The 25,531-nt window shown below is 39.0% G+C and carries 26 protein-coding genes; 5 read left to right on the top strand and 21 right to left on the bottom strand.

Annotation, left to right across the window (positions count from 1 at the left end; genetic code table 11):
• Positions 1 to 5: 5 nt before the first annotated feature.
• The 5 genes from A2G56_RS01915 to A2G56_RS01895 all read right to left on the bottom strand — a co-directional run bounded on the left by A2G56_RS01915 (position 6) and on the right by A2G56_RS01895 (position 5,048).
• On the bottom strand, positions 6 to 1,211 hold the full coding sequence (locus A2G56_RS01915; RefSeq protein ID WP_062708257.1) for an NAD(P)/FAD-dependent oxidoreductase: 1,206 nt from the start codon (positions 1,209 to 1,211) through the stop codon (positions 6 to 8).
• A 13-nt stretch (positions 1,212 to 1,224) separates the two neighbouring features.
• Positions 1,225 to 2,124 carry a prenyltransferase gene (locus A2G56_RS01910; protein WP_062708254.1) on the bottom strand — a complete coding sequence of 300 codons (900 nt, stop codon included), beginning with the start codon at positions 2,122 to 2,124 and terminating at the stop codon, positions 1,225 to 1,227.
• A 191-nt stretch (positions 2,125 to 2,315) separates the two neighbouring features.
• A complete protein-coding gene (ffh, locus tag A2G56_RS01905) occupies positions 2,316 to 3,893 on the bottom strand; it encodes a signal recognition particle protein (protein ID WP_062708251.1) in 1,578 nt (525 codons plus the stop codon).
• Positions 3,894 to 3,951: 58 nt separating this feature from the next.
• The gene (locus A2G56_RS01900; RefSeq protein WP_062708249.1) at positions 3,952 to 4,284 is read right to left on the bottom strand and encodes a putative DNA-binding protein; all 333 of its coding nucleotides are present in this window, start codon (positions 4,282 to 4,284) and stop codon (positions 3,952 to 3,954) included.
• 65 nt (positions 4,285 to 4,349) lie between these two features.
• Entirely contained in the window at positions 4,350 to 5,048 is a 699-nt protein-coding gene (locus A2G56_RS01895; RefSeq protein WP_062708246.1) for a GntR family transcriptional regulator, read from the bottom strand.
• Positions 5,049 to 5,267: 219 nt separating this feature from the next.
• Here A2G56_RS01895 and guaA point away from each other — a divergent pair, with 219 nt between their 5' ends.
• Entirely contained in the window at positions 5,268 to 6,830 is a 1,563-nt protein-coding gene (gene guaA, locus A2G56_RS01890) for a glutamine-hydrolyzing GMP synthase (protein WP_062708243.1), read from the top strand.
• A 553-nt stretch (positions 6,831 to 7,383) separates the two neighbouring features.
• Here guaA and serB read toward each other — a convergent pair.
• Positions 7,384 to 8,028 (bottom strand): phosphoserine phosphatase SerB, encoded by a 645-nt coding sequence (serB, locus tag A2G56_RS01885; RefSeq protein ID WP_062708240.1) that lies wholly within the window; start codon positions 8,026 to 8,028, stop codon positions 7,384 to 7,386.
• Between the two features lie 108 nt (positions 8,029 to 8,136).
• Between serB and A2G56_RS01880 the strand changes: the two genes are divergently transcribed.
• From A2G56_RS01880 to A2G56_RS01865, 4 genes are all read left to right on the top strand, one after another.
• Entirely contained in the window at positions 8,137 to 9,090 is a 954-nt protein-coding gene (locus tag A2G56_RS01880; protein WP_062708237.1) for a hypothetical protein, read from the top strand.
• Between the two features lie 69 nt (positions 9,091 to 9,159).
• Positions 9,160 to 9,777 (top strand): Pr6Pr family membrane protein, encoded by a 618-nt coding sequence (locus A2G56_RS01875; protein ID WP_062708234.1) that lies wholly within the window; start codon positions 9,160 to 9,162, stop codon positions 9,775 to 9,777.
• A 192-nt stretch (positions 9,778 to 9,969) separates the two neighbouring features.
• On the top strand, positions 9,970 to 10,185 hold the full coding sequence (locus tag A2G56_RS01870) for a helix-turn-helix transcriptional regulator (RefSeq protein WP_062708231.1): 216 nt from the start codon (positions 9,970 to 9,972) through the stop codon (positions 10,183 to 10,185).
• Between the two features lie 591 nt (positions 10,186 to 10,776).
• On the top strand, positions 10,777 to 11,316 hold the full coding sequence (locus tag A2G56_RS01865) for a DUF3278 domain-containing protein (protein ID WP_062708229.1): 540 nt from the start codon (positions 10,777 to 10,779) through the stop codon (positions 11,314 to 11,316).
• A 30-nt stretch (positions 11,317 to 11,346) separates the two neighbouring features.
• On the opposite strand, the gene A2G56_RS01860 is transcribed toward A2G56_RS01865, so the two are convergent.
• The 15 genes from A2G56_RS01860 to A2G56_RS01790 form a co-directional block, all read right to left on the bottom strand.
• Positions 11,347 to 12,501, bottom strand: a complete 1,155-nt coding sequence (locus tag A2G56_RS01860) for an Mbeg1-like protein (RefSeq protein WP_062708226.1) — start codon at positions 12,499 to 12,501, stop codon at positions 11,347 to 11,349.
• Positions 12,502 to 12,503: 2 nt separating this feature from the next.
• A complete protein-coding gene (locus tag A2G56_RS01855; RefSeq protein WP_062708223.1) occupies positions 12,504 to 12,992 on the bottom strand; it encodes a GNAT family N-acetyltransferase in 489 nt (162 codons plus the stop codon).
• A gap of 326 nt (positions 12,993 to 13,318) precedes the next feature.
• Positions 13,319 to 14,386 (bottom strand): ABC transporter substrate-binding protein, encoded by a 1,068-nt coding sequence (locus tag A2G56_RS01850; RefSeq protein WP_062708218.1) that lies wholly within the window; start codon positions 14,384 to 14,386, stop codon positions 13,319 to 13,321.
• A complete protein-coding gene (locus A2G56_RS01845) occupies positions 14,379 to 15,155 on the bottom strand; it encodes an ABC transporter permease (RefSeq protein WP_062708216.1) in 777 nt (258 codons plus the stop codon). The genes A2G56_RS01850 and A2G56_RS01845 overlap by 8 nt, the downstream gene beginning before the upstream one ends.
• Positions 15,152 to 15,946: an ABC transporter permease gene (locus A2G56_RS01840; protein WP_062708213.1), complete on the bottom strand. Its 795-nt coding sequence runs from the start codon at positions 15,944 to 15,946 to the stop codon at positions 15,152 to 15,154. Before A2G56_RS01840 ends, A2G56_RS01845 begins: the two co-directional genes overlap by 4 nt.
• Complete coding sequence (locus A2G56_RS01835; protein ID WP_062708212.1) at positions 15,930 to 17,084, bottom strand: ABC transporter ATP-binding protein; 1,155 nt, start codon at positions 17,082 to 17,084, stop codon at positions 15,930 to 15,932. The genes A2G56_RS01840 and A2G56_RS01835 overlap by 17 nt, the downstream gene beginning before the upstream one ends.
• Positions 17,085 to 17,315: 231 nt before the next feature.
• Entirely contained in the window at positions 17,316 to 18,215 is a 900-nt protein-coding gene (gene murB / locus A2G56_RS01830; protein WP_062708208.1) for a UDP-N-acetylmuramate dehydrogenase, read from the bottom strand.
• A 79-nt stretch (positions 18,216 to 18,294) separates the two neighbouring features.
• Entirely contained in the window at positions 18,295 to 18,774 is a 480-nt protein-coding gene (gene folK, locus A2G56_RS01825; RefSeq protein WP_062708206.1) for a 2-amino-4-hydroxy-6-hydroxymethyldihydropteridine diphosphokinase, read from the bottom strand.
• On the bottom strand, positions 18,771 to 19,130 hold the full coding sequence (gene folB, locus A2G56_RS01820; RefSeq protein WP_062708203.1) for a dihydroneopterin aldolase: 360 nt from the start codon (positions 19,128 to 19,130) through the stop codon (positions 18,771 to 18,773). The genes folK and folB overlap by 4 nt, the downstream gene beginning before the upstream one ends.
• A gap of 9 nt (positions 19,131 to 19,139) precedes the next feature.
• Positions 19,140 to 19,943, bottom strand: coding sequence for a dihydropteroate synthase (folP, locus tag A2G56_RS01815; protein ID WP_062708200.1), 804 nt, complete (start codon positions 19,941 to 19,943; stop codon positions 19,140 to 19,142).
• Positions 19,944 to 19,945: 2 nt separating this feature from the next.
• Entirely contained in the window at positions 19,946 to 20,506 is a 561-nt protein-coding gene (folE, locus tag A2G56_RS01810; RefSeq protein ID WP_062708197.1) for a GTP cyclohydrolase I FolE, read from the bottom strand.
• 18 nt (positions 20,507 to 20,524) lie between these two features.
• Positions 20,525 to 21,772, bottom strand: a complete 1,248-nt coding sequence (locus A2G56_RS01805) for a bifunctional folylpolyglutamate synthase/dihydrofolate synthase (RefSeq protein WP_062712367.1) — start codon at positions 21,770 to 21,772, stop codon at positions 20,525 to 20,527.
• A gap of 674 nt (positions 21,773 to 22,446) precedes the next feature.
• Positions 22,447 to 23,307: a homoserine kinase gene (gene thrB, locus A2G56_RS01800; RefSeq protein WP_062708194.1), complete on the bottom strand. Its 861-nt coding sequence runs from the start codon at positions 23,305 to 23,307 to the stop codon at positions 22,447 to 22,449.
• Between the two features lies 1 nt (position 23,308).
• Positions 23,309 to 24,595 (bottom strand): homoserine dehydrogenase, encoded by a 1,287-nt coding sequence (locus tag A2G56_RS01795; protein WP_062708191.1) that lies wholly within the window; start codon positions 24,593 to 24,595, stop codon positions 23,309 to 23,311.
• Positions 24,596 to 25,031: 436 nt separating this feature from the next.
• Positions 25,032 to 25,520: a hypothetical protein gene (locus tag A2G56_RS01790; RefSeq protein ID WP_062708187.1), complete on the bottom strand. Its 489-nt coding sequence runs from the start codon at positions 25,518 to 25,520 to the stop codon at positions 25,032 to 25,034.
• Between the last annotated feature and the right edge of the window lie 11 nt (positions 25,521 to 25,531).

The following is a 25,531-nucleotide window of genomic DNA, read 5'->3' as shown; positions in this document are numbered from 1 at the left end:
TCTGATTAATGGTAAAAGTCAAAGCGTCCCTTGGCCAACAGTTCTTTCAAACCACCCATATCGACAAGTGATTTATCAACAATGACCTTTTTCATAACAGAAGCAGGATAACCTTTAAGAGACATCTTACCAACCTTACCCAAACCATGTGTATTACCAATTGAGGCAACTGTCCCTTGCTCATTATAAATAAAGTCCTCTGTTGCTTCACCTCTTAATTGATGAGCCAAATTTTTAGCAGTATGTTTCCCCATTTGCGTTGCAATTTGAGCGGTTGTTGGATAAGGCCGATTACTTTCAGGATTCATGAAAGCAGAGACATCCCCGATGACGTAAACCGTTTCATAATGTGGATGACGCAAGTCCGACTGAACGACGACACGACCACGGCGTTGCTCAAAGCCTGATTCTTCCATAACTTGACTACCACTAACACCAGTTGTCCAAACAATGGTTCCAGCTTCTACAAAGTTAGGTGCCTCATCATCACCTTTGGTGTAAACAACTTTTCCGTCTTGAATTTCTTTAATTTTTGCCCCGAGCATCAAAGTGATGTTACGTTTTTGAATAACATCCATCGCATAGTTCGCCATGTCTCGGTCAAACATCGGTAGAATGCTATCCATAGCTTCTACACAAGTGATTGAGATTTCTTCTGGTTTCACACCAGCTATTTCAGCGTAAGCACTTCTCTCATCAGCAAATGCTCCTGCCAACTCAATCCCCGTAAATCCAGCCCCACAGATGACTAGTTTCAAAAGATTAGCATCCTTTGTTTCGCGGTATTTTTTCATCATTGACAAAACATGCTCATGTACTTGGTTGGCTGAGTCAACATCAACCATTTGAAGAGCGTTTTCTACAACCCCTGGAATACCGAAACCTTCTGAACGAAAACCGAGTGAAATCACTAGGTAATCATAAGACATGTTTCCAGTTTTTTCTAGTTGAATCGTTTTAGCGTCACAATCAACTTTTTCCACCTTATCCTGTAAAAAAGTGACTTTTTTAGTATCAATAGCATCCACAATTGGGAATGTAATTTTATCTGGCTGGTGAGTACCAGAAGCTATCTCATGAAGTTCAGTTGCTTCATAATGGTAGGAATTACGATCAATCAAGGTAATATGAAAATCACCTGATTGTTTTTGCAAATCACGTACAGTTTTGAGACCGGCATAACCCGCTCCAAGAACGACTACTTCTGTCATTTTAAAACTCCTTCTAAAAAATAAAACCGATTGAATAAGTTAGCACAAGAAAACTTGCTCCCAATGCTAAGATACGAATAGCACAAGGAAAGGTTTCAACCTTGACCTGTTTTTGCCATAATTGTTTACTTTGTCCATAAACAAACGGAATGAGTAACAAGGTTAATAAAACGCTTATAGGTGCTAAGCCTAAAAAGTATTGAAATACCACAGCTACAAAAGCTAGGACATTTGCCATACTAAATAGGATTAAGGCTCTTTTTTTACCTATGTAATGCACCAGAGTATGACGATGATTAGCTTCGTCTTCTTCCAAATCACAAAGGTTATTAGCCAACATAAGATTAGCAATCCAAAGTGTATTGGGAAGTGAGATTAAAGCAATGTATCCCAATTCTTTCAGTTCCCATGAAAAATCTTGATAAGTATTTAAATACACACAAATCAGAGTAATCATAAAACCCATGGTAAAACCAGAAAAGACTTCACCTAAGGGAAGACTTGATAAAGGTTTAGGTCCTGAAGAATAAAAAATACCAACAGCATAGCAAAACCCACCCATCACTAAGAGTGGCCAACCAACTCGACTGGCCAGATAAAGGCCAATAAGAAGCGAAGAGATAAAAAGAACAAACAGCAATCGTTTGATTGTCTTCAAAGAAAGGTTCTCTCTTCCAATGATATTAGTTTGCCTTTGGTACAGATCATCCTTCGCATTAAGATAGTCGTTGTAATTATCCCAAACATCCACAAACATATTGAATAAAACCATTGCTACAAAATACAAGAGTACTAGACCAATATGCGTACTGTCGTAGTAATAGGATGAAAAACAACAACCAATAAAGAAAGGTAGGATACTAGCTGTTTTAGCTTTAATCTCGACTAATTCCAGAAAGTCAGGAAAAGTCAAGTAAGACACCTCCAAACTGAAAACATTTTTTAACACCTCTATTATATAGGAATCTATGTATATTTAAAGTAAAACGACCTAAAATATTATAAAAATAGTGATTTTTTACTGAACAAAGATAGTATTAAAATACTTTTTTGAAACATTAAAAAATCCAGAACCTTTCAGAACTGGATTTAACATTATTTTACTTATTTTTTACGTTTTTTCTTAGCTTTTTTGATTTTATTAGCTTGGCGTTTCATAGCTTGTTTCATCATGAACGAACCAGCTTTCCCTTTGATACCACCGCCAAACATTTGGCTCATATCCATATTACCACCAAGTGCTGACATGTCAGGCATGCCTCCTTGACCCATCATTCCTTCTAGAGCAGACATATCCATACCACTCATATCTGGCATATTAGGCATATTCTTAGGCAAGTTATTAGGGTTAATCCCCATTTGACGCATGGCCTTCTCCATATCTCCAGACATGACGCCCTGCATCATTTGTTTTGCTTGGTTAAAATCTTTAATAAATTTATTGACTTCCACAAAACTATTGCCCGAACCAGCTGCAATACGGCGACGACGACTAGGATTTAGGAGGTCTGGATTTTCACGCTCTTCTGGAGTCATCGATGACACAATAGCTCGCTTACGAGCAACTTGTTTTTCATCAACTTTCAGGTTAGCCAAGGCTGGATTACCGGCCATGCCCGGAAGCATCTTCAAAAGATCTTCCATAGGTCCCATGTTTTGAACTTGGTCAAGCTGATCAATGAAATCGTTGAAATCAAAGGTGTTCTCACGCATCTTTTCAGCGAGTTCCATGGAACGCTGCTCATCATATTCCTGACTAGCTTTTTCGATTAAGGTAAGCAAGTCACCCATTCCCAAGATACGACTTGACATACGGTCTGGGTGGAAAGTTTCAATATCGGTAATTTTTTCACCCGTACCAGTAAATTTAATGGGTTTACCAGTAATTTCTCGGATAGAAAGTGCTGCACCACCACGTGTATCGCCATCAATCTTGGTTAAGATAACACCTGTAATATTTAATTGTTCGTTAAATTCACGCGCAACATTGGCCGCTTCCTGACCAATCATTGAGTCAACAACTAAGAGGATTTCATTAGGTTTCGCCAGTGCTTGAATATCCCGTAACTCTTGCATCAAGGTTTCATCAATTTGCAAGCGACCTGCTGTATCAATAAGGACATAGTCATTGCGATTTTGACGCGCTTGCTCAAGTCCTTGCTTAACGATCTCTACAGCTGGTGTCTCAGTCCCCATATCGAAAACGGGTACATTAATTTGGCTACCAAGGGTTTTCAACTGGTCAATGGCTGCAGGACGGTAAATATCGGCAGCAATCATCAAAGGACGGGCGTTTTCTTCTTTGATTAATTTATTGGCTAACTTACCAGCAAAAGTTGTCTTACCAGCTCCTTGAAGACCAGCCATCATGATAATGGTTGGAATCTTAGGTGATTTTTCAAGTTCAGCCGTCTCAGAACCAAGAATCGCGGTTAATTCTTCGTTTACAATCTTGATGATTTGTTGTGTTGGATCAAGGGTATCAATGATTTCCTGACCAACTGCACGTTCACGAATCCGCTTAATGAAAGTTTTCACCACTGGTAAGGCTACGTCTGCCTCAAGTAGGGCTAGGCGAATTTCCTTAGTGACCTCTTGAACTTCTTTCTCAGAAAGTTTCTTTTTCCCACGAATGTTTTTAAAGACGCCTTGCAAGCGTTCTGTTAAGCTTTCAAAAGCCATGTTAGTCTTCCTCTTCCTTACTTATTATTTTAAATGATAAGGCTTAAAAACACCTAAATCAGTCTCTATTATCTATGCTACTCAGGATAGCAATCTTTTCTTGTAAATAGTCATCATCAGCATATTTTGTCGTGATCTCATCAAAAATTTCATTTCGAACAATGTAATCGGAATACATATGAAGCTTCATTTCATAAGTTTCCAAAACTTTTTCAGTTCGTTTGATATTATCATAGACCGCTTGGCGGCTGACACCGAACTCTTCTGCAATCTCTGCCAGACTGTAATCATCAGCATAATACAGCTCTATGTAATTCATTTGTTTGTCCGTTAAAAGGGCTGCGTAGAATTCGAAGAGAGCATTCATGCGATTGGTTTTTTCAATTTCCATAAGGTTTATTTTACCACAAAATGAAGATCAGTGACCAACTTCTAAGATGTATTAGCCAAATTCTGCTAATTATTCTCTAAATAAAATTCAAAGCGCTCACCAACATACTGGCTACGAACATACTCAAAAGGCTGTCCATCGATAAGATAAGAAACCTGAGTTAAGGCTAAAATAGCACTGTGAGGGGCTATTTCCAAATAAGAAGCCACCTCATCATCTGCTGTCTTAGCTGAAATGGTCTGTTGACTTTTAGCAATCTCATAACCATTTTCTGTCATGGTTTGAAAAAAATGTTCTGTGATAGCAGTCTGATCAAAATCCCTCACCAATTTTTCAGGAACACTAGTCACTTCAAACAAGACTGGGATATGATCCGCATAACGAATCCTTTCCATCCGAATGATATAAGAGTGTGGTTTAACATTTAAATGCCTTACTTCTTGTTCATTGGGATGACTTCGCTTATAAGAAATCAATTTAGTAGAGGGGACTTTGCCTTGAGACTTGATAATTTCAGTAAAACTAGTTGTCCCTCGCATTTTCTCCTGCACACGACTGCTAGCCACAAAGGTACCGCTTCCCACACGTCTCTCTAAGATACCTTCTTCAACCAAAAGCGTCACAGCCTGTCTCAATGTCATCCGACTCACTTCAAAATGATCAGAAAGGTCGCGTTCGCTTGGAAGTCGTTGACCAATTTTCCATTTTCCTTCATCAATTCCCTTTTTGATACTATCATGAATTCTTATGTAAGCCGGTATCATGGCACAACTCCTCTATCGTTTCTCAATGTTTCTTCTTTTTAGTTTATTAATTTATTGACTAAAACATCTATACCAATAGTTTATCATAATTTCTAAAAAATAAGATATCTTTAAAGAAAGGTTTCTTCTGTTTTTTGAAGAAAGCTAATGCGAATCTTAGGCAATTGTGCTAGAATAAATTAACTAAAGTCCAAGTGACGTAAAAAAAGGAAGGTAATCATGACTGACGTTTCACTTTTGAATGAAGTTCAAAAAATCATTGTCCTTGACTATGGTAGCCAGTACAACCAGTTGATTGCACGTCGTATTCGTGAATTTGGGGTCTTCTCAGAGCTAATGAGTCACAAAATCACTGCTGCTGAAATCCGTGAGATTAACCCAATTGGTATTGTGCTATCTGGTGGTCCTAATTCCGTTTACGCTGATAATGCTTTTGGCATTGATGAAGAAATCTTCGAATTAGGAATCCCAATCCTTGGTATCTGTTACGGTATGCAACTCATCACTCACAAATTGGGCGGTAAAGTCGTTCCTGCTGGTGATGCTGGTAATCGTGAATACGGCCAATCCTACCTTCGTTTAAAATCAACTTCTGAACTTTTTGCTAACACACCCGAACAACAGCTTGTGTTAATGAGCCATGGTGATGCCGTTACAGAAATTCCGCAAGGTTTCCACCTAGTTGGTGACTCTGTTGATTGCCCTTACGCTGCCATGGAAAACACCGATAAGAAAATCTACGGTATCCAATTCCATCCTGAGGTTCGTCATTCTGAATACGGAAACGACATGCTCCGTAACTTTGCGATGAACATCTGTGGTGCCAAAGGTGACTGGTCAATGGATAACTTCATCGATATGGAAGTTGAGAAAATCCGTGAAACCGTTGGTGATCGTAAAGTCTTGTTGGGACTTTCAGGTGGGGTAGACTCCTCAGTTGTCGGTGTCCTTCTCCAACGTGCTATCGGTGATCAGCTAACCTGTATCTTTGTTGATCATGGACTTCTTCGTAAAAACGAAGGCGACCAAGTGATGGAAATGCTCGGTGGCAAATTTGGTCTTAATATCATCAGAGTTGATGCTTCAAAACGGTTTCTAGACCTGCTTGAAGGTATCGAAGATCCAGAGAAAAAACGCAAAATCATCGGTAATGAATTTGTTTATGTCTTTGATGACGAAGCAAGCAAGCTAAAAGGTGTTGATTTCTTAGCTCAAGGTACCCTTTACACTGATATCATTGAATCAGGTACCGAAACAGCTCAAACGATTAAATCACATCACAATGTTGGTGGACTGCCAGAAGATATGCAATTCCAATTGATTGAGCCACTTAACACCCTCTTCAAAGACGAAGTTCGTGCGCTTGGTACTGCTCTTGGAATGCCTGATGAGATCGTTTGGCGTCAACCATTCCCTGGACCAGGACTAGCTATCCGCGTCATGGGAGCTATTACCAAAGAAAAATTAGAGACTGTCCGTGAGTCAGATGCTATTCTCCGTGAAGAAATCGCTAAAGCTGGCTTAGACCGCGACGTATGGCAATACTTCACTGTTAATACAGGGGTGCGTTCTGTCGGTGTGATGGGAGATGGCCGTACTTACGACTACACCATTGCTATCCGAGCTATTACTTCGATTGATGGAATGACAGCTGATTTTGCGCAACTCCCATGGGACGTTCTCAAGAAAGTCTCAACGCGCATTGTTAACGAAGTAGACCACGTTAACCGCATCGTCTACGACATCACAAGCAAACCACCAGCAACCGTTGAGTGGGAATAGAGATAATAAGTAAAAAAAGCCAATGAAACCAATGTTTCTGAGGCTTTTTCTTTTGTCATTAGCACCACTTTAGCACCAAAAATCATAAATCGGTTACACTAATCTAGACAGTATTTATAAAGTGTTCTACACTGGAGAAAACAGAAATTGGAAACAACATAACGCTAACTCCAAAAACTTATGCGACTAGAAAAGCCCTTGATTTTGGAACCATCCGGAGCAAGACAGTAAGGCAAACTAAGGCTAGTCCTTCATCAACTTGACTAAAGTGAGTACCGAATCGGTACTTTTTATTTTAGTGATGAGATAAGCACCCATTCGTCAAAAGAACGGTGGAGGTTGAAGAAACAACAAATCTGAGGCAATTTTTTCAATCTTTTTTAGTTAATAATGTAAAGGTCAATGCCTTGAGACTACTCTGTCCGAGAAGGTTGGTCTACATTCTGAATCACCTGTCTAATTGATGACTCTAGCGTGTCGCCTCTAACAGAGCAAGATGCGTTTTAGGAAAACATCATTAAAAAACGCGCCGTCATTGGCACGTCTTTTACTCTTATTCTTTTTCATTTAAAATCCCAATCACCTCATACAAATCTGGTTTGTCTATGCGGTAAGGGGCTTCTTTTCTTACGATTGGTTTGGCGCAGAAAGCAATTCCGATACCAGCATTTTTAATCATCGGAAGATCATTTGCCCCATCTCCCATAGCAAGAGTTTGAGAAAGATCAAGGTGATTTTCTGCAGCCCATTCTTTCAGTTTAGCAACCTTGGTTTCTTTGGTTACAATCTCCCTTTCTGTTTTTCCAGTCAAATAGCCATCAACAACTTCTAAACGATTCGCTTTGACATAGTCAATTCCTAGTTCATTGGCTAGTCGATCAACAGTCTCATGAAAGCCGCCTGATACTAGCCCCACCTTATAGCCACGCGCATGTAATTCGTCAACTAATTCCTTAGCCCCTTGATTAAAGTGAATCTTACCATAAACCCTATCAAAAATAGACGCAGGCAAGCCCTTCAGTAAAGCGACACGTTCTGCCAGTGCTTCTTTAAAATCCAATTGGCCACGCATAGCACGTTCGGTAATATCAGCAACCTTGTCACCGACACCTGCTTCTTCACCCAATAAGTCAATAACTTCTTCTTGAACTAGAGTTGAATCAACATCCATGACTAAAAGCCCCTTAACCTCTTTCATGACACACCTCCATTTGTTTCACTTATTGTACCGAAACCCTCATACAATAGCAAGAGCCATCTCACCAAGATTATGCTATAATATTTTTACTAAAAAAGGAGGTCTATTTTGGGAAAAATTCGTCAACCACTAGCTGACAAAATATTGGAGAATTCTGTGTCTAAGCATTTACCAACAGCAATCAAGGAATGGCAAAGCATCGCTAAAATCCATAATGAGATTGATGATTCTATCCGCTGTTTATGTGGAACCAGAGGCATCAAAGATTGGTATGAATTAATCAATGCTAAAAATGGCAAACGATTAGTTCATATCGGTGCTAACTGCATCACCTATTTTACCGCTGCAACCGACTATCTACCAGCCAAAGAAGTCAAAAAACTAGGTCATCTCAAACGCTTGGCAAGTCATCAGCAACTGCCAGAATTTACCAAAACCTATTTTTCGAGGCCTTTACTCACTTACTTTTTAGAAAATGATGTCTTTAGAGAACGCCCTGAAAATAACTTTCATGCTTTCAATGATTATAAACGTTTAAAAGATTTCATTTATAAAGGCGGTCGTAAAGAAGCCCATAGCTCTGAAGAATTTGCCCAACTCATCCAACTTTGGACCGATTATATCAAACCATTCTTGCTTGAGGAAGAACGCCCCGAAATATCTATTGAATCAATCTCACAGTTTTCTAATGATAACGAGTACTATTTGCAACAAATAAAAGCGCTACAAGCTGAAAACGAACGCCTACGTCAAGCCCTGGAGTTACAAACTTCGAAGCATTTACCAAAAGCTAAAAAACACGAGGAAGCACCATTGCTCCCCGATAATTACCAGACTTTGCAAACCTTGTGCCGGCGTCGTAAAAATCGACGAAATTTGCGACTGGATGATTTATCTCTGGACATTCTGAATTATTGGCAATCTATTGGTGTTTTGTCTTCTGAAGAGAAGACTATTTTAGCAACTGCCATGCAGACTAAGGGACCTTCTCTTTCCTACCAATTATATCAAAAATCGCAAGTATTGCTTGAAACATTAACCAATTATATGAGAAAGCGATAAATTTTTTAAAAATAGCTTGAAACATTTTCCACATTAGTAGACTAGCTTCTTAATCTAGAAAGGATTACCATGTCAAAAACTATTATCTATCGCTTATCCCTTGCCATTATTGGGCTAGTTGGCGTGTCTATGCAAATTCGCGAAGACGGCTGGGGAATGTTGCTCTATTACACGGTTCTCTCTAACATCCTTGTGTTTTCATTTCTTTTTGATCTGGTTTTTAGGGACATTAGGTCAGGAAAGATTTCTGACAGTAACACACTCAGGCTAAAGGCTGCTGTCACCATGAGTATCACGATTACTTTTTTAGTTTACCATTTCATGCTGGCTCCTTTAGTAGAGGCTGATGAATTTTGGAATGTTAGAAATATAATTGTTCACTACCTTGTTCCTATTGGCTTTATTTCAGATACGTTTTTCATCGATCGTAAAAATAGTTATTGTTGGTATGATCCATTTTGGTGGACTGCTGCACCATTAGCTTATTTTATCTTTGCGCTTTTTAACGGTACAATCCTTAAATGGCCAATCCCTGGCGCTGAAGATAGTCCCTTTGCTTACTTTTTTATCAATATTAACAAATATGGCTGGGCTCAAGTTGGTAAGAATACTCTTTTTATCCTGTTAGCTTATATTTTTGTTGGCTATGTTCTCTTTACCTTGAAAAAGGTTTTAGGCAAAAAGTAACAGATATTACTACAAACGATCTTAGTATCGTTTTTTAGTTTACTTTAACAATTATGTCATCTATAATTGACATTTTTCATCTTATTGCTATAACGATAGTGTCATATATATCTGACATTTAGCCCTCTACGTCTTGTTTTTTTATTGATGCTATCACATATACCAGGACATTTCATTCTAGAAAGGATTATCATGAATCGTGTCAGAGAATTTCGTGTTAAACAGGGGATTTCACAACTGGTCCTTGCCAAATCGATTGGAGTAGCCAGACAAACGATCAACTTGATTGAAAACGATAAATATAATCCCTCGCTCGACCTTTGTATTAGACTTGCCGAAACCCTCCAAAGTGACCTTAACACATTGTTTTGGGAACCAAGTAAAAGAAAGAATAAGGACAGCGTTTGAAAAGAAAATCATATGCATTAGTAGAGAGTTCATGTTGTTAGACATTCTCCTCTATTGTTCTATCCTAGCCAAACACAAGGCATGATTTGGAACATTAGTAGGTTCTCAATATTATTTTTCTACTGAGACCGCAAAAAACGAGCGACTTTCAGTTAACCTTCTCTTTATTTTTCTAACTTTGGGCAATATTATTCGAGTTTTTTCTATCACCGTGTGACTCTTGATAATGGGACAGCCACTGGAAATCATCTTTTGGGAAGGGAATAGCTTTATGACTAAAAAGACTGATTCATTGATCTTTTTCCATACTCATGCTGTTCTGTTAATGGGCTCGGTTACTATGGCTTAAAACAAGTCATCAGTCCTCTCTTGTTTCAACTCATTTGATTGTCAAGTATGCCTATCCTGCCTTAAAAGTTTTAAAAGCAGCCGCAGCCCTTTTACCTTATATAGCACTTAATGCTTGATAGCATGACTATACCAATAATCACTATTGACATTTGGCCTGGCTATCTTCACTTTGTTTTATGTTTTATGTTGACTCAATCACTAGTCACTTCATTTATGTTGTACACTTGAAAGGAAACGATCATGTCAAAGAAAACTAATCGACTTGAAAAACAATTTGCTCGCTTTTTTGGAATCAGCGGTGTGTTTGATGAATACGTTCAGCAAATCGCTTATCGACTAGCTGGTCATGCCTATCTTATCCTAACTTATTACATCTTGTTATCATCGCTGATTTTTCTAACAATAAACGACTTTCTTCCCAACTGTTCAGGACTGATTTATGTGGGAATCAATATTTTAGTGACTGTATTTATCATTCCACTTACGCTTAAAATGAAAACGGATAAGGCTGATATTGATACCAGTGGTATGATTGAAGTTCCAAAAGAGAATATTGATAAAGAAAGACGTAAAGCCATCAAACGCGGTATCTTGTCTGGCATCTTATTTACAGGTTTCATGCTCATACAAAATAGTCTAACTGCTTTGAAAAATGGGAAATCCTTGTGGGACTTAGTAACTCAGCCTGGAGCACTAATTGGAACCCTTATTGGTGGTATTATCTTCGCTGGATTCATGACTGCTCTGGCCTATTACAGTATTAGTCAAGAAAAAGATTAAAAGGATTTGGGGGTCATACTCCAAATCCTTTTAATCTCTCTCTCGTTGCCATTTTGTTAACATACTTGTCAAGTTAGCCTTTCGAGGGTTCACTGCATTGCTTCGATAAGCTTGTATAAATAAATGAAGTGCTCTAGTAAATACTCGTTTCTGTTTTGGCGATAGCCTTCGATAAACCTCAAAATATTTTGCTACTCCTAGAGGTTTCTTCGCAGAGAAATCATTAAGACTGGTAACACCACTAGCAATCAATTGATCAAACAGAAGGTCAAATAAGTTTTTCAGCTCATAATGAGACAAACTCTTATTCCAAATCGCAAATGTCTTTTCAAGTTTCCGGCTCATTGGAGATAATTGTGTGACGGTTTCAAATTCATTTTTGTCCGCATCTATCGACCAATTCAACATAGGGTGTTGGCCCATGCCTCGATCCTTAGAAGCTACAATTATTGGCTTTCTATCGGATTCCAACATAACACCAACTACGGATTCGAAGGGTTTCATGGCAACAATCTTAGACCTAATAGCTAGATAGCCTTGTGATTGTAAAAAGTTTTGACGAAAGCCAGGAGCATCATACATGTAAATAAGTGCAATCTTATCTTGCAGTTCTATTGGTAAATGCGCAGCTGCATAAACGGCTAAATTACCACCTTTAGAGTGCCCTGAAACCAACACTTGACCAGACAAAGTCGGAAGAATTTCCTTTAAATAAATAGATGCTGCACGTTGAGCTGGAATTTCTCGCATGTAAGTCAATTTAAAATCTTCCTTCCAACCAATCAAACTATCATCTGTGCCACGAAAAACTAGCTGATGCGTATTTTCTTCTGGTATGGAGAAGACCATAGCTGCAAACTGGCGTTCAAACTCAGCATTAATATCATTAACATAATGATTAATCATCACATGTTGATAGCGCTTACTCTCGAGAACCATTTTCAAAAGATCGATACGCTCCTTGGTGTTTAAAAAGGTAAATTGAATGTCTTGATCATACTGCTGAAATAGTAAAGCCAAATCATGAATGACAAGGGATTCCGCTAACTTCAAGTCATTGGGCAAATACTCGAAGATCGACAGATAGCTCAATTCATTAAATAAGGCGAAATCTAAACTGGTCAGGGATTTTTCAGAAAACAATGTTTGACCTACATTGGCGACATAATCTAAAAGATTTTTCATTGCTATTGCTCATTTTCTAAGTGAGGATGGATAATGGTTTCCATTCTCATTTCTTGAGGTGTCATGCCCATACGTTCGTAGAAGTTAACAGCACCAGCATTAGCATTCCAAACGTTCAGTGTGAGATTGTAGCAATCCCATTCAAACGCTTTTCGACAAGCAAACTGGTACAGTGTCTCTCCTATTTTTTGACCACGTGCAGCTTCATCAACACAAAGATCATCAATAAAAAGTGTTTTATTAGGCATCATAGCTGACCCTTGCGCTTCTTGAATCATTAAAAATAAGTGACCTAAAAGCTCACCCTTATCATCTTCATAAACAAAAATGGGACGCTGGTCATTAAACATGAGTTCTTTGAGCGCTTGATCTGAAAATTTACTACCACTTGCTTTAAATATATCTGGTCTGACAGCATGATGTACGCTTAAAATTTGACCCAGTAACACTTGTAACCTTGGAATATCTGCCAAAACAGCTCTTCTAATCATCTGCTACCTCCCTATTGTGTTATTATCATATCACAAATCCAAAGGTAATATCTAAAAAAACTCATCCAAGAGGATGAGTTTTGTCGCAATATTGTACTGAGACGAGAGAGGTATCAGTAAGACATGGGTTGATAGGTGACATCACTACTCTTCAAAATTGACATAACATTCACCTAGAAGAGCGTTTTGAGAGGGCACCAGGTCTCCACCTATAACGTATAGCGCTCGTATCGTAACGGTTAATCCTTAAGACCTAAAATCTTCTTACGTCGTCAGCAAATAACACAAACGGCTTAAAAGGAAAACTAGCTCCTTAAATAAGCTTGTTATTTACGATACATCTTGATTTGAAGATACAGATCATTATAGATACCAAGCCATTTTTGTCCAAGATTATCATATACTTCTAAGCGGTCGATGGTTTTTTGACTTGGATAAAAGGCCTTATCGTTCTTGATTTCTTTTGGTAGTAAAGCCTTTGCTGTGTTATTAGGGGTTGAATAACCGATATATTCTGCATTTTGAGCTGCATTTTGAGGTTCTAGCATGAAATTGATGAATTGGTAAGCTTCTTTAGTGTGTTTAGCTGTTTTAGGTAAAACCATGTTATCAAACCATAGATTAGACCCTTCTGTCGGAACAACGTAAACCAAATCTTTATTTTCATAAAGCATTTCACTAGCTTCTCCAGAGAAAGTCACACCAATCGGTGCATCCCCCTGAATCATATACCCTTTCAACTCATCGCCAACCAAAGCTTTGATATTAGGGGTTAGTTGATTCAACTTCTCCTCTACTTGATCAAGGTGTGCCCTATTTTTGGAATTAAGGCTATATCCCAAGCTATTTAGCCCAACTCCAAGCACTTCTCTAGCGCCGTCAACCATCATGATACTATCCTTATATTCCGGCTTCCAAAGGTCATTCCAATGCTTAGGGTAAGTATCGAGTTGTTTTTTATTGTAAACAATACCAACGGTTCCCCAAAAGTAAGGAATTGAATAATCATTAGAAGGATCAAAACTCTTTCCTAAGAATTCTTTACCAATATGATCAAGCCCTTGTATTTTTGATTTGTCCAATTTGATAAGCATGTTTTCTTTAATCATCTTATCAATCGTATAATCACTCGGAATGGCAATATCGTAAGTGGTACCACCTTGCTTAATTTTGGTATACATGGCTTCGTTGGAATCAAAGGTTTCGTATTGAACCTTAATACCAGTCTCTTTGGTAAATTTGGTCAACAAATCTGGGTCAATATAATCACCCCAGTTATAGATGACTAACTTATCTGAGACATCACCTGATCGCTTTTGCAAGATAAAACTAGTCCCCCACAAAAGAATAATGATAGCAACAATACCTGTCAGAAAGGATGTTAATTTACGCATCTTTAACCTCCTTGTCTTGAGAAATGAAATAATAGCCAATCACTAAAAGAATACTAAAGAAAAAGACTAAGGTTGAGAGAGCATTAATGTCTAAGGAAATTCCCTGACGAGCGCGAGAATAAATCTCAACAGAAAGGGTCGAAAAGCCATTGCCAGTTACAAAGAAAGTCACTGCAAAATCATCTAAAGAGTAGGTAAATGCCATAAAATACCCAGCAATAATACTTGGTGTCAAGTAAGGCAACATGACTTCTTTGAGCATTTGAGAGCGACTAGCTCCCAAATCATAGGCAGCATGAATCATATCCTGATTCATTTCTTTAAGTCTGGGCAAAACCATCAGAACAACAATGGGAATCGAAAAGGCAATGTGACTGAGTAAAACAGTGGCGAATCCCAATTGAAATTTAATCGTTGTGAATAAAATCAAGAAAGATGCCCCAATCATAACATCAGGTGCCACCATGAGGATATTATTCGTTGACAGCATGCTATTTTGATAGCGTTTTTTACTTTCATGAATAAAAATTGCCCCAAAAGTTCCAATAGCTGTCGCTATCAAAGAACTTAAAAAAGCTAAAAAGAAGGTTTGGGCCAATATCAGCATGAGACGACTATCTGAAAGCATATTCCGATAATGCTCCATGGTAAAGCCTGCAAAGCCATTCATGTCCCCGCCTTTATTAAAGGAATAGAAAATCAAATAAAAAATCGGTGCATAAAGGAGGACAAAAACAAAAATCAAATAGATATTAGCTAATTTTTTCATGATTTTCTCTCCTTTGTCGCCCACATAATCATTAACATCGCAGCAATTAGGACCACACCGATGGTTGATCCCATCCCCCAGTTTTGAGTAGTGAGAAAATGTTGTTCAATGGCGGTACCCAGAGTAATAACACGGTTACCTCCGATAAGCCTCGTCAACATAAAAAGACTCAAACTCGGAATAAAAACAGACTGGACACCTGATCTAACGCCATTCAAGGATAAGGGGAAAATAATCTTGGTAAAGGTTTGAAGACCGCTGGCTCCTAAGTCACGACTAGCATCAATAAGGTTACGATCAATATCATCCAAAGCATTGAATATCGGTAAAATCATAAATGGTATCTCGATGTAAGCGGCTACAAATACAAATGAAAAATCAGTAAAGAGGATCTGCTGGGGACCCAAGCCCATGAAGCTTAAAAAGGCATTGACCCCACCTTGTTGACCAAAAATCCCCATAAATGCGTAAGCCTTCAAGAGCAGATTGACCCAAGTTGGTAAAATAACCAACATCAACCAAAGCTGTTTGTGCTTGAGACTGGTTAAAATAAAGGCTGTCGGATAAGCAATTAAGAGGGTTACTAAGGTAATCAAACCAGCATAGAGAATAGAGTTTAAACTCATCTTTAAGTATGTCCATGACCCAAAGAAAGTTTGGTAATTTCCCAAAGTAGCCTGACCTGATATATCAAAGAAGGATTTCCAGATAATCATGGCAACTGGTGCTAAAACAAAGAGAAAGACCCATAAAAAATAGGGAATTGAGAAAAAGCTAGCCGTTTTCTTCATGACGCTCCTCCTCGATAAAATTGATTAAACCATCTTCAACTTCTTCTGTTTCAACATATTCTTCAAGACGCGCATCAAATTCTTCTTCTGTCTCATGAAGACGCATAATATGAATATCTTCTGGCGTGAAATCCAGTCCAATAATCTCACCTTCAATGGCTTTACGAGTCGAATGAATCATCCATTCATTACCAAGTTCATCGTAAGCGATGATTTCGTAGTGAACACCTCGGAAAAGCTGCGTATCTACTTTTACTTGAAGTTTTCCTTCATCAGGTAGGGTAATTTGTAAATCCTCGGGACGAATAACCACTTCTACCGGTTCATTAGGGCGCATACCCCCATCAACCGCTTCAAAACGCTTTCCATTGAATTCAACCAAATAGTCTTCAATCATCGTCGCTGGAAGAATATTAGATTCACCGATGAAGGTCGCCACAAAATGATTGATGGGTTCATCATAGATATCGACTGGCGTTCCAGACTGAACGATCTCCCCCTCATTCATTACAAAAATCCAGTCACTCATGGCTAGAGCTTCTTCCTGGTCGTGAGTAACAAAAACAAAGGTAATACCAAGACGTTGTTGCAATTCACGAAGTTCATATTGCATTTCTGTACGAAGTTTTAAATCAAGCGCTGATAACGGTTCGTCCAAAAGAACCACTCTGGGTTGATTGATAATCGCTCGCGCAATAGCGACGCGTTGGCGTTGCCCGCCCGATAGTTTTTGAATCGAACGTTTTTCATAGCCTTCGAGTTGCACCATCTTAAGGGCTTCTTTAACACGTTGATCAATCTCTTTTTTAGCTACTTTCTTTAATTTTAAAGCGAAAGCCACATTCTCATAAACAGTCATGTGCGGAAAAAGAGCGTACGATTGGAATACTGTGTGGACATCGCGTTTGTTGATGGGAACATCATTAATACGCTTTCCATCTAATAACACATCGCCAGATGTGGCTTCTAAAAGTCCTGCAATAATATTGAGGATCGTTGATTTCCCAGAACCAGATGCTCCGAGAAGCGTGTAAAATTTTCCTTCTTCCAATTCGAAGTTAATATCTTTTAAAACAGTTGTCCCACTGTCCTCAAATGTCTTTGTTACATTTTTGAAGGCAATAATTGGATTAGTCAATGGTCATAAATCCTCCATAGATTTTCTAGCAAATGTTTGCTTGTGTCATTTGCTTAGCTTTGGCTCAGTTAGTTTGTTCAAAGATTCTCAACTGAAAAACTAAACTTGGTAATATGGTCACAATGACCCTTAAAGGCATCAAACGACGTTCACCGTCTGGTCTTCAGCCAGTTAAAGAGTCTAAACTGCTAATCAGCCCAGAAAGATGACTTTCTGAGCTGACATTTTTTATTAAAGAGATTCTCCAATGATGCGAACTTCACGTTCTAGCGTAATGCCAGATGTCTTGGCAACCGTTTCAATAACATAGGCAATCAAATCCTCATAATCTTTGGCGGTTCCATTATCGACATTGATCATGAAGCCAGCATGTTTTTCAGAAACTTCAACGCCTCCAATACGGTGTCCTTTAAGGTTAGCTTCGGTAATCAATTGACCTGCAAAATGTCCCGGTGGACGTTTAAAAACAGAACCACAAGATGGGTATTCCAGAGGTTGCTTCAACTCACGTAGGTGATTGAGACGATTCATCTCTTGGGTGATTGCAGTATAATCACCTGGTTTCAAAGCAAATTTAGCCGAAATGACAATATCACCTGAGGTTTGTAATGCAGATTGGCGATAACCGAAGGTTAAGTCTTTGGCGTCAAGTGTTTTGACGACACCGTCACGTGTTAAGACTTGAGCTGAAACAAGGACATGGGCGATTTCACCCCAATAGGCACCTGCATTCATAAAGACAGCACCGCCGACGCTCCCAGGAATACCGGCCGCAAACTCGAAACCTGTCAAACTATGATCACGTGCTACTTTAGTCGTTTCCTTGAGATTAGCGCCAGCTTCGACTTCCATCACATAGCCATCAATCGTTGTCGTTTTCAAACGGTCAAACATGATAACCATACCACGAATACCGCCATCACGAACAATCAGATTACTAGCATTTCCAAGAACCAACCAAGGGATATCATGCTTGTTTGCAAAGTTGACCAAACGGATCAGCTCAAAACGATTACGAGGGAAGGCAAGATAGTCTGCCGGCCCTCCAACCTTAGTATAAGTATAATTTTTCAAAGGCTCATCGACACGAATATCAATGCCAGACAAAGCCTCTTCCATTTCTTTCAGCATCACATTTCCCTCATACATACAAAAATTGGCATAGCCAAGCTTCATTATACCAAAAATTAACTGGTGTGACAGTAAATTTTTAAATTTTCACAACGTCTTCATGACTTAATCGAGATAGGGCTTCCAGAACCGTTTGCCCTGTATTGGGAATCATCACATTCTCAGTTAATTCAGCCAAAGGAACCAGAACAAAAGCACGCTCAGTCATGTAAGGATGAGGCACTTTTAGATCTGGCATATTAAATGTTTCTTTCCCATATAACAAAATATCAATATCAATGGTGCGCGGTCCCCAATGTTCGTGACGAACTCTATCCAAATCCTTCTCAATCTGTTGGCATTCTCGAAGAACCTCAAGAGCTTCTAAGTTGGTTTCTAGCTCAACCGCTGCATTCACAAAATCATCTTGATCGGTCTTACCCCAGGCCACTGTTTGATAGAAAGACGAAACGTTTACCAATTGCGTTTGAGGAATTTCTGATAAGGCTTGAATCGCTTGGTTGAGGTAGGCCAATTTATCCCCCATATTAGAACCTAAGCTCAAAAAAACAACTGTCATCTGTGACGCTCCAATCTGATACCGACAGCATCGTAATGTCCATTAATAGGTGGATTTTCTTTAGTAATTTCAAGAGTAATCGCCTGAACAGGCATAAACTGATCAAAAATATCTTGGCAAATGGCGCCCGCCAAACGCTCGATAAGCTGATAACGTTGGTTTTCAACTTGATGCTTGATACAGTCAAAAACCATCCCATAATGCACCGTATCCTCTAAGTCATCAGATAAAGAGGCTTGACGCAAATCAAGTGACAAGGTAGCATTGACCACAAAAATTTGTCCTAGTGTATTTTCTTCGGACAAGGCACCATGATACCCATAAAAACGACTATTTTTTATAATAATCTTGTCCATTTCAGTCTCCTATATCAGTTGGTTAATGACTTTGACAATAGCACGATTGGCAGCCACATTATGGACACGTACGATTTTTGCCCCTTTCATAATGGCATAGGCTGACAAAGCAGCTGTCGCTTGATCTCTTTCATCCATATCCGTTTCCCCATCTAGTAGAGAAACCACTGTGCGCTTTCTGGAAATGCCAAACAAGACAGGGTAATCTAGAGCTGTAATTTGGTCTAAACCTTTAAGCAAATCAATATTATCCTGAGCTGACTTTGCAAAGCCATAACCTGGATCAATCCAAATGTTATCTTTAGCAATTCCAGCATCTAGTGCCGCTTGTGCGCGTTCTTTCAGGAAATCTATCACCTCTTGCGTAATATTCTCATACCCTTCTTCTTCCTGATTGTGCATGAGCATATAAGGCACTTGCCATTCAGCTGCTAACGCCATCATCTGACCGTCATAAAGCCCAGACCAAACATCATTTAGAATATCAGCCCCTGCTTCAAGAGCAGCTCTGGCTGTCTGTGTTTTGTAAGTATCGATACTAATTAGGACATCAAATTTTTCTTTAATGGCTTTTATAATAGGCACAACACGATTGATTTCGTCTTCTGCCGTTACAAATGATGCTCCTGGACGAGTGGATTCACCACCGACATCAATCACATGGACGCCAGCTTTAATCATTTCTTCAGCTTGCTGGAGTGCCTTGTCAATACTGTCATACTTACCACCATCCGAAAAAGAATCTGGTGTCACATTGAGAATTCCCATGATAAGTGCCTTACCAGCAAGTTCATATTTACCAATTTTAACCATCATTACTCCTTAATCATTGCCATCACTTCGCGTCGGGCTGCTCCATCTTCTTGATAAAGGCCTCGAGCCACAGTTGTAACAGTTTTACTACCAGGTTTTTTAATGCCTCGCATGGTCATACACATATGCTCTGCTTCGACCATGACAAACACACCTCTAGGATTCATGGCTTCTTCCAAAGCATTTGCCACTTGAGCCGTTAGGCGTTCTTGCAATTGCGGACGACGCGCAGCGACTTCAACAGCGCGAGCTAATTTGCTCAATCCTGTCACTCGTCCATCACTAGGCAAGTAGGCTACATGAGCCACACCATAGAAGGGAACTAAATGATGCTCGCACATGGAGTAAAAGGGGATATCCTTGACCAAAATCATCTCTTCATGTCCTTCTGAAAAGACGGCTGTGAATTGATCTTTAGGATCTTCCTTCAAACCTGAAAACATTTCAGCGTACATTTTAGCCACACGTTTTGGCGTATCTAAGAGTCCTTCACGATTAGGATTTTCACCAATAGCTTCTAAAAGTTGATAAACAGCTGCTTCTGCTTTTTTTTGATTCATGATTTTTCCTAAATTTCTAATTTATTTTTCTAATAAAAATTGTCTCACTTGTGAGATGAAATAAAGTGATCCTGTGATAACATAGAGGTCTTCTTCTGATGACTTGTAAGTATTTAGCCATTCTTTAAAATTCGCCACCTTAGGATAAGCACTAGGATAGTGTTCTAATGGGACGGCATTGGGATAATTAAAAGTCGTAAGGGTTAATTCGCCAACAGTGGCTAACTGCTCTATCATCCCTTGAATAGGCTTGGTATCAATAGCTGAAAAAAGGATATGAATGTTCTTTTCAGCAAACTCTTTTTTCAATAATGCTACCAGTACCGCTATGCTTTCATTATTATGGGCGCCATCAATCATTAGATTGTCTTCTAGGAATTCTATTCGACCTAGCCAAGAAGCTTTGGCGAGTGCATTGCGAAGAACACCTTCAGTCAGTTGAGGGTATTTTTCTTGCAACAAGAGGGCTGTCATAAGGGCCAAACTAGCATTAGTGACCTGATGCTGTCCACGCATTTTCAAGGTTAATTTCTCTAACTTAAAGCCTTGTCCTATAAAATCAAAAGCTCTGCTATGTCCAGAAACCTCAAAATCATGCCCCATCTCAAACGTCTGACTGCCCATCTCATTGGCTTTCTTGTAAAATACCGACTTCACGCCAATCCGATTTTCAGCAAAAACGAAAGGAACGTTATCTTTTAAAACCCCCACTTTTTGCGTAGCAATCTCTTCGTAGGTTTGACCTAAGATAGTTTGGTGGTCTAGTCCAATTGAGGTACATATAACTGCTAGAGGTTTAAAGATATTCGTAGAGTCGTAAAGACCACCAAGCCCAGCTTCAATGATTGCGATATCGACTGGATGAACCTGCCCGAAATAGAGAAACATCATGGCTGTGATGATTTCAAACTCAGTGGCTGGCTCATAGCCTGTCTCCGATGGTAATCGTTCTGCTAAAGGTTTAACCATAGAAAGCAGATGTAATAAATCTTCTTTAGAAATCATCTCACCGTTTAAGGCAATCCGTTCTCTAAAGTCCATGATATAAGGTGACGTAAAGGTTCCTACTTCATAGCCTGCCTCTGTGAACATTGTTTGTAAATAATTAACGGTTGACCCTTTACCATTGGTCCCAACCACATGAATGCCTTTCACTTTTTCTTGTGGGTTGCCCAATTCATTGAGCAGCCACTTCATACGTTCAATCCCAGGCTTAATACCAAATTTTAATTGGTCATGAATCCAAGCAAGACCCTCTTCGTAAGTCATTGTTTCAATCTGATGTATCATAACCTAAGTATAACAAAAGAGCTGGTCTTTTGACCAACTCAAAGCTAATATTTTTATTAAATTTCCGTTTTTAACTTTTTTTGTGATCACCCTTGTCCCAAGATAGAGACTAGGGCAGTGATTCAGATAAAAACAAATGGCTAACCTTCTCCAAAAACACCTTTCCCTAAACATGCTGACAGTCATCAACAAGCACATCGTCGAGTTAATGTCGCAAACTAATCTTATTTAGGTAGAAGGCATTGATTTTATAGCTTTCTCAAAGCGATCGTTTCATAACTCAAAAACAAAAATCTCAGGAAACTAAGTATCCCATCAGCTAGACTTGGAATCTGAACAGTCGAAACCTAAGGCTAACTTGAAAAAGTTTCTTTAAAAAAGATAGCAATCAAGGCATAACATCGTAAGCTGGAGCTGTTTCTGCTCTTTAACGATGGGGAACTCCAGATCTAAAAAAGTTAGTTTCTCTTATTAGAATAGATACCAAAAATCAAGCAAGTAAAAACACTTTGAGCATTCATGGTAATAATCATCTAAAAAATACGATAAGAAAACTAGTGTCTTGAGGATTTATCTAAAGATTTCAGGACAGAGGTCACAGTTTTCACAAAACATTGACAAAAAGTTAAGTTTAACTCTTCAGCACATTTGCTTTAAAGTTCAACAAATACCCCTTTACGATCCACCTCTAAATCAAGCACTTTAGCTGGTAACTGGTTTTCTAAAGCTAAGATAAAAGCCGCTTTTTTATCTTTTGGAAGTAGAGTCATAACAGTCGGCCCAGCCCCTGAAAGATAGGTCGCATAAGCTTCAAAGTCTTGCCCTAGTTTTCGAATTTCTGCAAATTCTGGAACTAGTTTCTGACGATAAGGTTCATGGAAACGATCCTGACTCATAGCACGTCCTGCCGTTTTCAAATCACCAGTCAACAAACCAGCTATTGCCATATTCGCCACAGAGGAGGCCAAAACAGCCTCTTTAAACGGTAATTCTTGTGGAAGCGCCTGTCTAGAATCACTGGTTTTTAACTCATAGGCTGGTACATAAGCCACCAAAGCCGCTTCTGGGACATCCGCCACAATCTTGTTCACGTCTTGATAGATGAAAGAAGCCACTACTAAGTTTCCAAAAATGGCAGGTGCCACATTATCAGGATGCCCTTCCATTTTTGTCGCAATATTTAATTTCTCATCATCAGATAAATGGAGCTCCCCTAGTTGGTTGGCCAACTCAATTCCTGCCACAATAACCGATGACGACGACCCCAGGCCTCTCGCAAGAGGAATATCAGAGATCATTTTGATCCTATGAGGCTGTATGTCAGGCGCTACTTCTAAGGCTGTCTTAATTAATAAATTATTCTCATCAGAAGGAACTCCTACTAGATCATGTTCGATCACCCATTCAGGACTTTCTTCCAACAATTCGATGCTTAAATAACAGCTAACAGCCAGTCCAACCGAATCAAACCCCGGTCCCAAATTGGCTGAAGTAGCTGGAACACTAATCTTCATATTATTCTCCTAAAACTTTAAAGGCATTTTCTAAGACAAAGGCTTCTGAACTATCGATGGCAGTCATGATATCTGCTAACTGTTGACGGTTAATACGATGAGTAATAACCATAATCAAGGCTTTGCCATGGTCAGCCCTACCTTGTAACACTTGGTCTAAGGAAATAGCATATGCTTCAAACAACTGCGCTAAATGTGAGAGTTGACCTGGTTGATCGCTCGCTTCCACCGCAAAATAATAAGCACTAACAACTTCTTCTGCCTCAGCCAGCCGGATCGATCTTTGATAAGCATTAAATGGTTTAACCACTTTTCCTTCAAGCATGTGTCGACTAATCTGCATGATATCTGCCATAACAGAAGTTGCTGTCGGTTTTTGACCTGCACCAGGACCATAATACATGGATTGCCCAACTCCAACAGATTCCACAAAAACCGCATTCATGACATCATTGACAGCTGCTAAGGGGTGATTGAAAGGAACAAGCGTTGGAACAACTTCTGCCCAAAGTCCTGAGTCAGTTTCTTGGATATCACCGACTAATTTGATAACATACCCTAACTCCTTAGCTGCGTTAACATCTTCTGATTTGATGACATTAATCCCTTTGTGATCAATGGTTTCAAAATCAATAGCCATACCGAAACCGAACTGGCTCAAAATGGCGACTTTGTAAGCTGCATCGATACCTTCAACATCATTTGTCGGATCACTTTCAGCATAACCTAGTTTTTGAGCACCCATTAAGGCTTCGTCATAAGTCCAATTTTCTTCGACCATTTTAGTGAGCATATAGTTGGATGTCCCATTAAGAACACCAAGTATACGAGTGATTTTATCAGCCATCAGAGACTCAGATAAGGTCCTAAGAATGGGAATCCCCCCTGCAACAGCAGCTTCATAGGCAAACATGACGTCATTTTCTTGAGCCAAGGCAATAAGTTCTTGACCATGAATAGCAATCAAATCCTTATTAGCCGAAACAACATGTTTCTGAGCTTTGAGTGCTTGACTGATGTAAGTCTTAGCAGGCTCGATACGACCTATCAATTCAACCACAATATCAATAGAACGGTCAGAAATGATATCCTCAATCGAAGTTACAAAATCATAATCATACCCTTGGGAGATCAAACGGTCGGCATCATCCGATGATCTTATCAAAACTTTCTCGATTTCGATATCGTCTCCCGCTAATTCCCTAATCTTTAATTGATTTTCTTTCAATAAAAAAGGAATACCACTGGCAACTGTCCCAAATCCGAGCAAGCCAATTTTCATTGCCATAACATACCTCATTTTTCTTGTTTAAATTGTTCTATCTAGTATAGCAAAACTTTCTGATAATTTACAAGATTTCTCGTCTTTTCTAGTGGTTTGACAAAACTAATAACTTAGAATGCCATTAACCAAAAAAAGCTTTTCGTAACTAATTCCCAAACGACTTTTATGGCTAATAAACATTAGCAAAACTAATAGCAAGACGACAAAAGCCAACTTGTTAGGATTGAAACCTACTTTAGAGAAGTCATATCAATGATCGATATAGTGAAATCTCTGGGAAAATCTAAACCGATTTTACTGGAATAACGAGCATCTGAAACGTCTTTCGAAAGATAGTCAACAAAAAACAGATAGAAGAACAAAGAAGCTATTGTTCTCATCTGCCATCTGTTATGTGACATGCTATATCTATACTAAAGGCTTAAAATCAATCTTCATCTTATTCGTCAAAAAAGACTGTTTTTTCTTTCTCCCAAAATAAATGATTAGCTTTGACAATGCGCTTAACACCATCTAAGTTTCGATTAAAACCTAGAAAAACATAATAATCATCCACAAAATTGACCCAAATGTCGGGATGTTCAAAACTCACCCATAACTCTTCTCGTAAGATTAGCTTAGCTAATATCAAAAATTGTTCAATAGTGACAGTAGCCCCAACTTTTACTGGAAAGCCTAAGTCAGAGAATTCATTATCATAATAATCAACATCGCGAATGCGAAAAGAGTCAATATCCAATAACTTAACAATTTCTTCTAATGTCTTTAGGTATTGGCTCTCTACACGCTCATACTCCTCAAGCGTCACCAGAACACCTTCACAGACTTTACCGACATCCCAAATAGACGTCCAATCATCTCTCAAGTAATGACCCAGCTCATTACGGTATTTAATGTCATACTTTGAAAAGCTTAATCGATACTTCAACTTGTTTCTCC

Origin of the sequence: Streptococcus halotolerans, from assembly GCF_001598035.1 — a bacterium.
Taxonomy (GTDB): domain Bacteria; phylum Bacillota; class Bacilli; order Lactobacillales; family Streptococcaceae; genus Streptococcus; species Streptococcus halotolerans.
The sequence above is the reverse complement of the archived record's forward strand: the minus strand, read 5'-3'. Positions and strand labels throughout refer to the sequence as shown.

Coding starts and splice junctions, on each gene's coding strand:
- A2G56_RS01865 (WP_062708229.1), top strand. CDS start 10,777: ATGTCAAAGAAAACTAATCGACTTGAAAAACAATTTGCTCGCTTTTTT.
- murB (WP_062708208.1), bottom strand. CDS start 18,215: ATGCTGAAAGAAATGGAAGAGGCTTTGTCTGGCATTGATATTCGTGTC.
- A2G56_RS01845 (WP_062708216.1), bottom strand. CDS start 15,155: ATGAAAAAATTAGCTAATATCTATTTGATTTTTGTTTTTGTCCTCCTT.
- A2G56_RS01795 (WP_062708191.1), bottom strand. CDS start 24,595: ATGGCAATGAAAATTGGCTTGCTCGGATTTGGGACAGTTGCCAGTGGT.
- folP (WP_062708200.1), bottom strand. CDS start 19,943: ATGGTTAAAATTGGTAAATATGAACTTGCTGGTAAGGCACTTATCATG.
- A2G56_RS01870 (WP_062708231.1), top strand. CDS start 9,970: ATGAATCGTGTCAGAGAATTTCGTGTTAAACAGGGGATTTCACAACTG.
- A2G56_RS01850 (WP_062708218.1), bottom strand. CDS start 14,386: ATGCGTAAATTAACATCCTTTCTGACAGGTATTGTTGCTATCATTATT.
- A2G56_RS01840 (WP_062708213.1), bottom strand. CDS start 15,946: ATGAAGAAAACGGCTAGCTTTTTCTCAATTCCCTATTTTTTATGGGTC.
- A2G56_RS01875 (WP_062708234.1), top strand. CDS start 9,160: ATGTCAAAAACTATTATCTATCGCTTATCCCTTGCCATTATTGGGCTA.
- A2G56_RS01805 (WP_062712367.1), bottom strand. CDS start 21,772: ATGACTTACGAAGAGGGTCTTGCTTGGATTCATGACCAATTAAAATTT.
- A2G56_RS01915 (WP_062708257.1), bottom strand. CDS start 1,211: ATGACAGAAGTAGTCGTTCTTGGAGCGGGTTATGCCGGTCTCAAAACT.
- A2G56_RS01855 (WP_062708223.1), bottom strand. CDS start 12,992: ATGATTAGAAGAGCTGTTTTGGCAGATATTCCAAGGTTACAAGTGTTA.
- guaA (WP_062708243.1), top strand. CDS start 5,268: ATGACTGACGTTTCACTTTTGAATGAAGTTCAAAAAATCATTGTCCTT.
- serB (WP_062708240.1), bottom strand. CDS start 8,028: ATGAAAGAGGTTAAGGGGCTTTTAGTCATGGATGTTGATTCAACTCTA.
- thrB (WP_062708194.1), bottom strand. CDS start 23,307: ATGAAGATTAGTGTTCCAGCTACTTCAGCCAATTTGGGACCGGGGTTT.
- A2G56_RS01900 (WP_062708249.1), bottom strand. CDS start 4,284: ATGGAAATTGAAAAAACCAATCGCATGAATGCTCTCTTCGAATTCTAC.
- folK (WP_062708206.1), bottom strand. CDS start 18,774: ATGACAGTTGTTTTTTTGAGCTTAGGTTCTAATATGGGGGATAAATTG.
- A2G56_RS01860 (WP_062708226.1), bottom strand. CDS start 12,501: ATGAAAAATCTTTTAGATTATGTCGCCAATGTAGGTCAAACATTGTTT.
- ffh (WP_062708251.1), bottom strand. CDS start 3,893: ATGGCTTTTGAAAGCTTAACAGAACGCTTGCAAGGCGTCTTTAAAAAC.
- A2G56_RS01895 (WP_062708246.1), bottom strand. CDS start 5,048: ATGATACCGGCTTACATAAGAATTCATGATAGTATCAAAAAGGGAATT.
- folB (WP_062708203.1), bottom strand. CDS start 19,130: ATGGACAAGATTATTATAAAAAATAGTCGTTTTTATGGGTATCATGGT.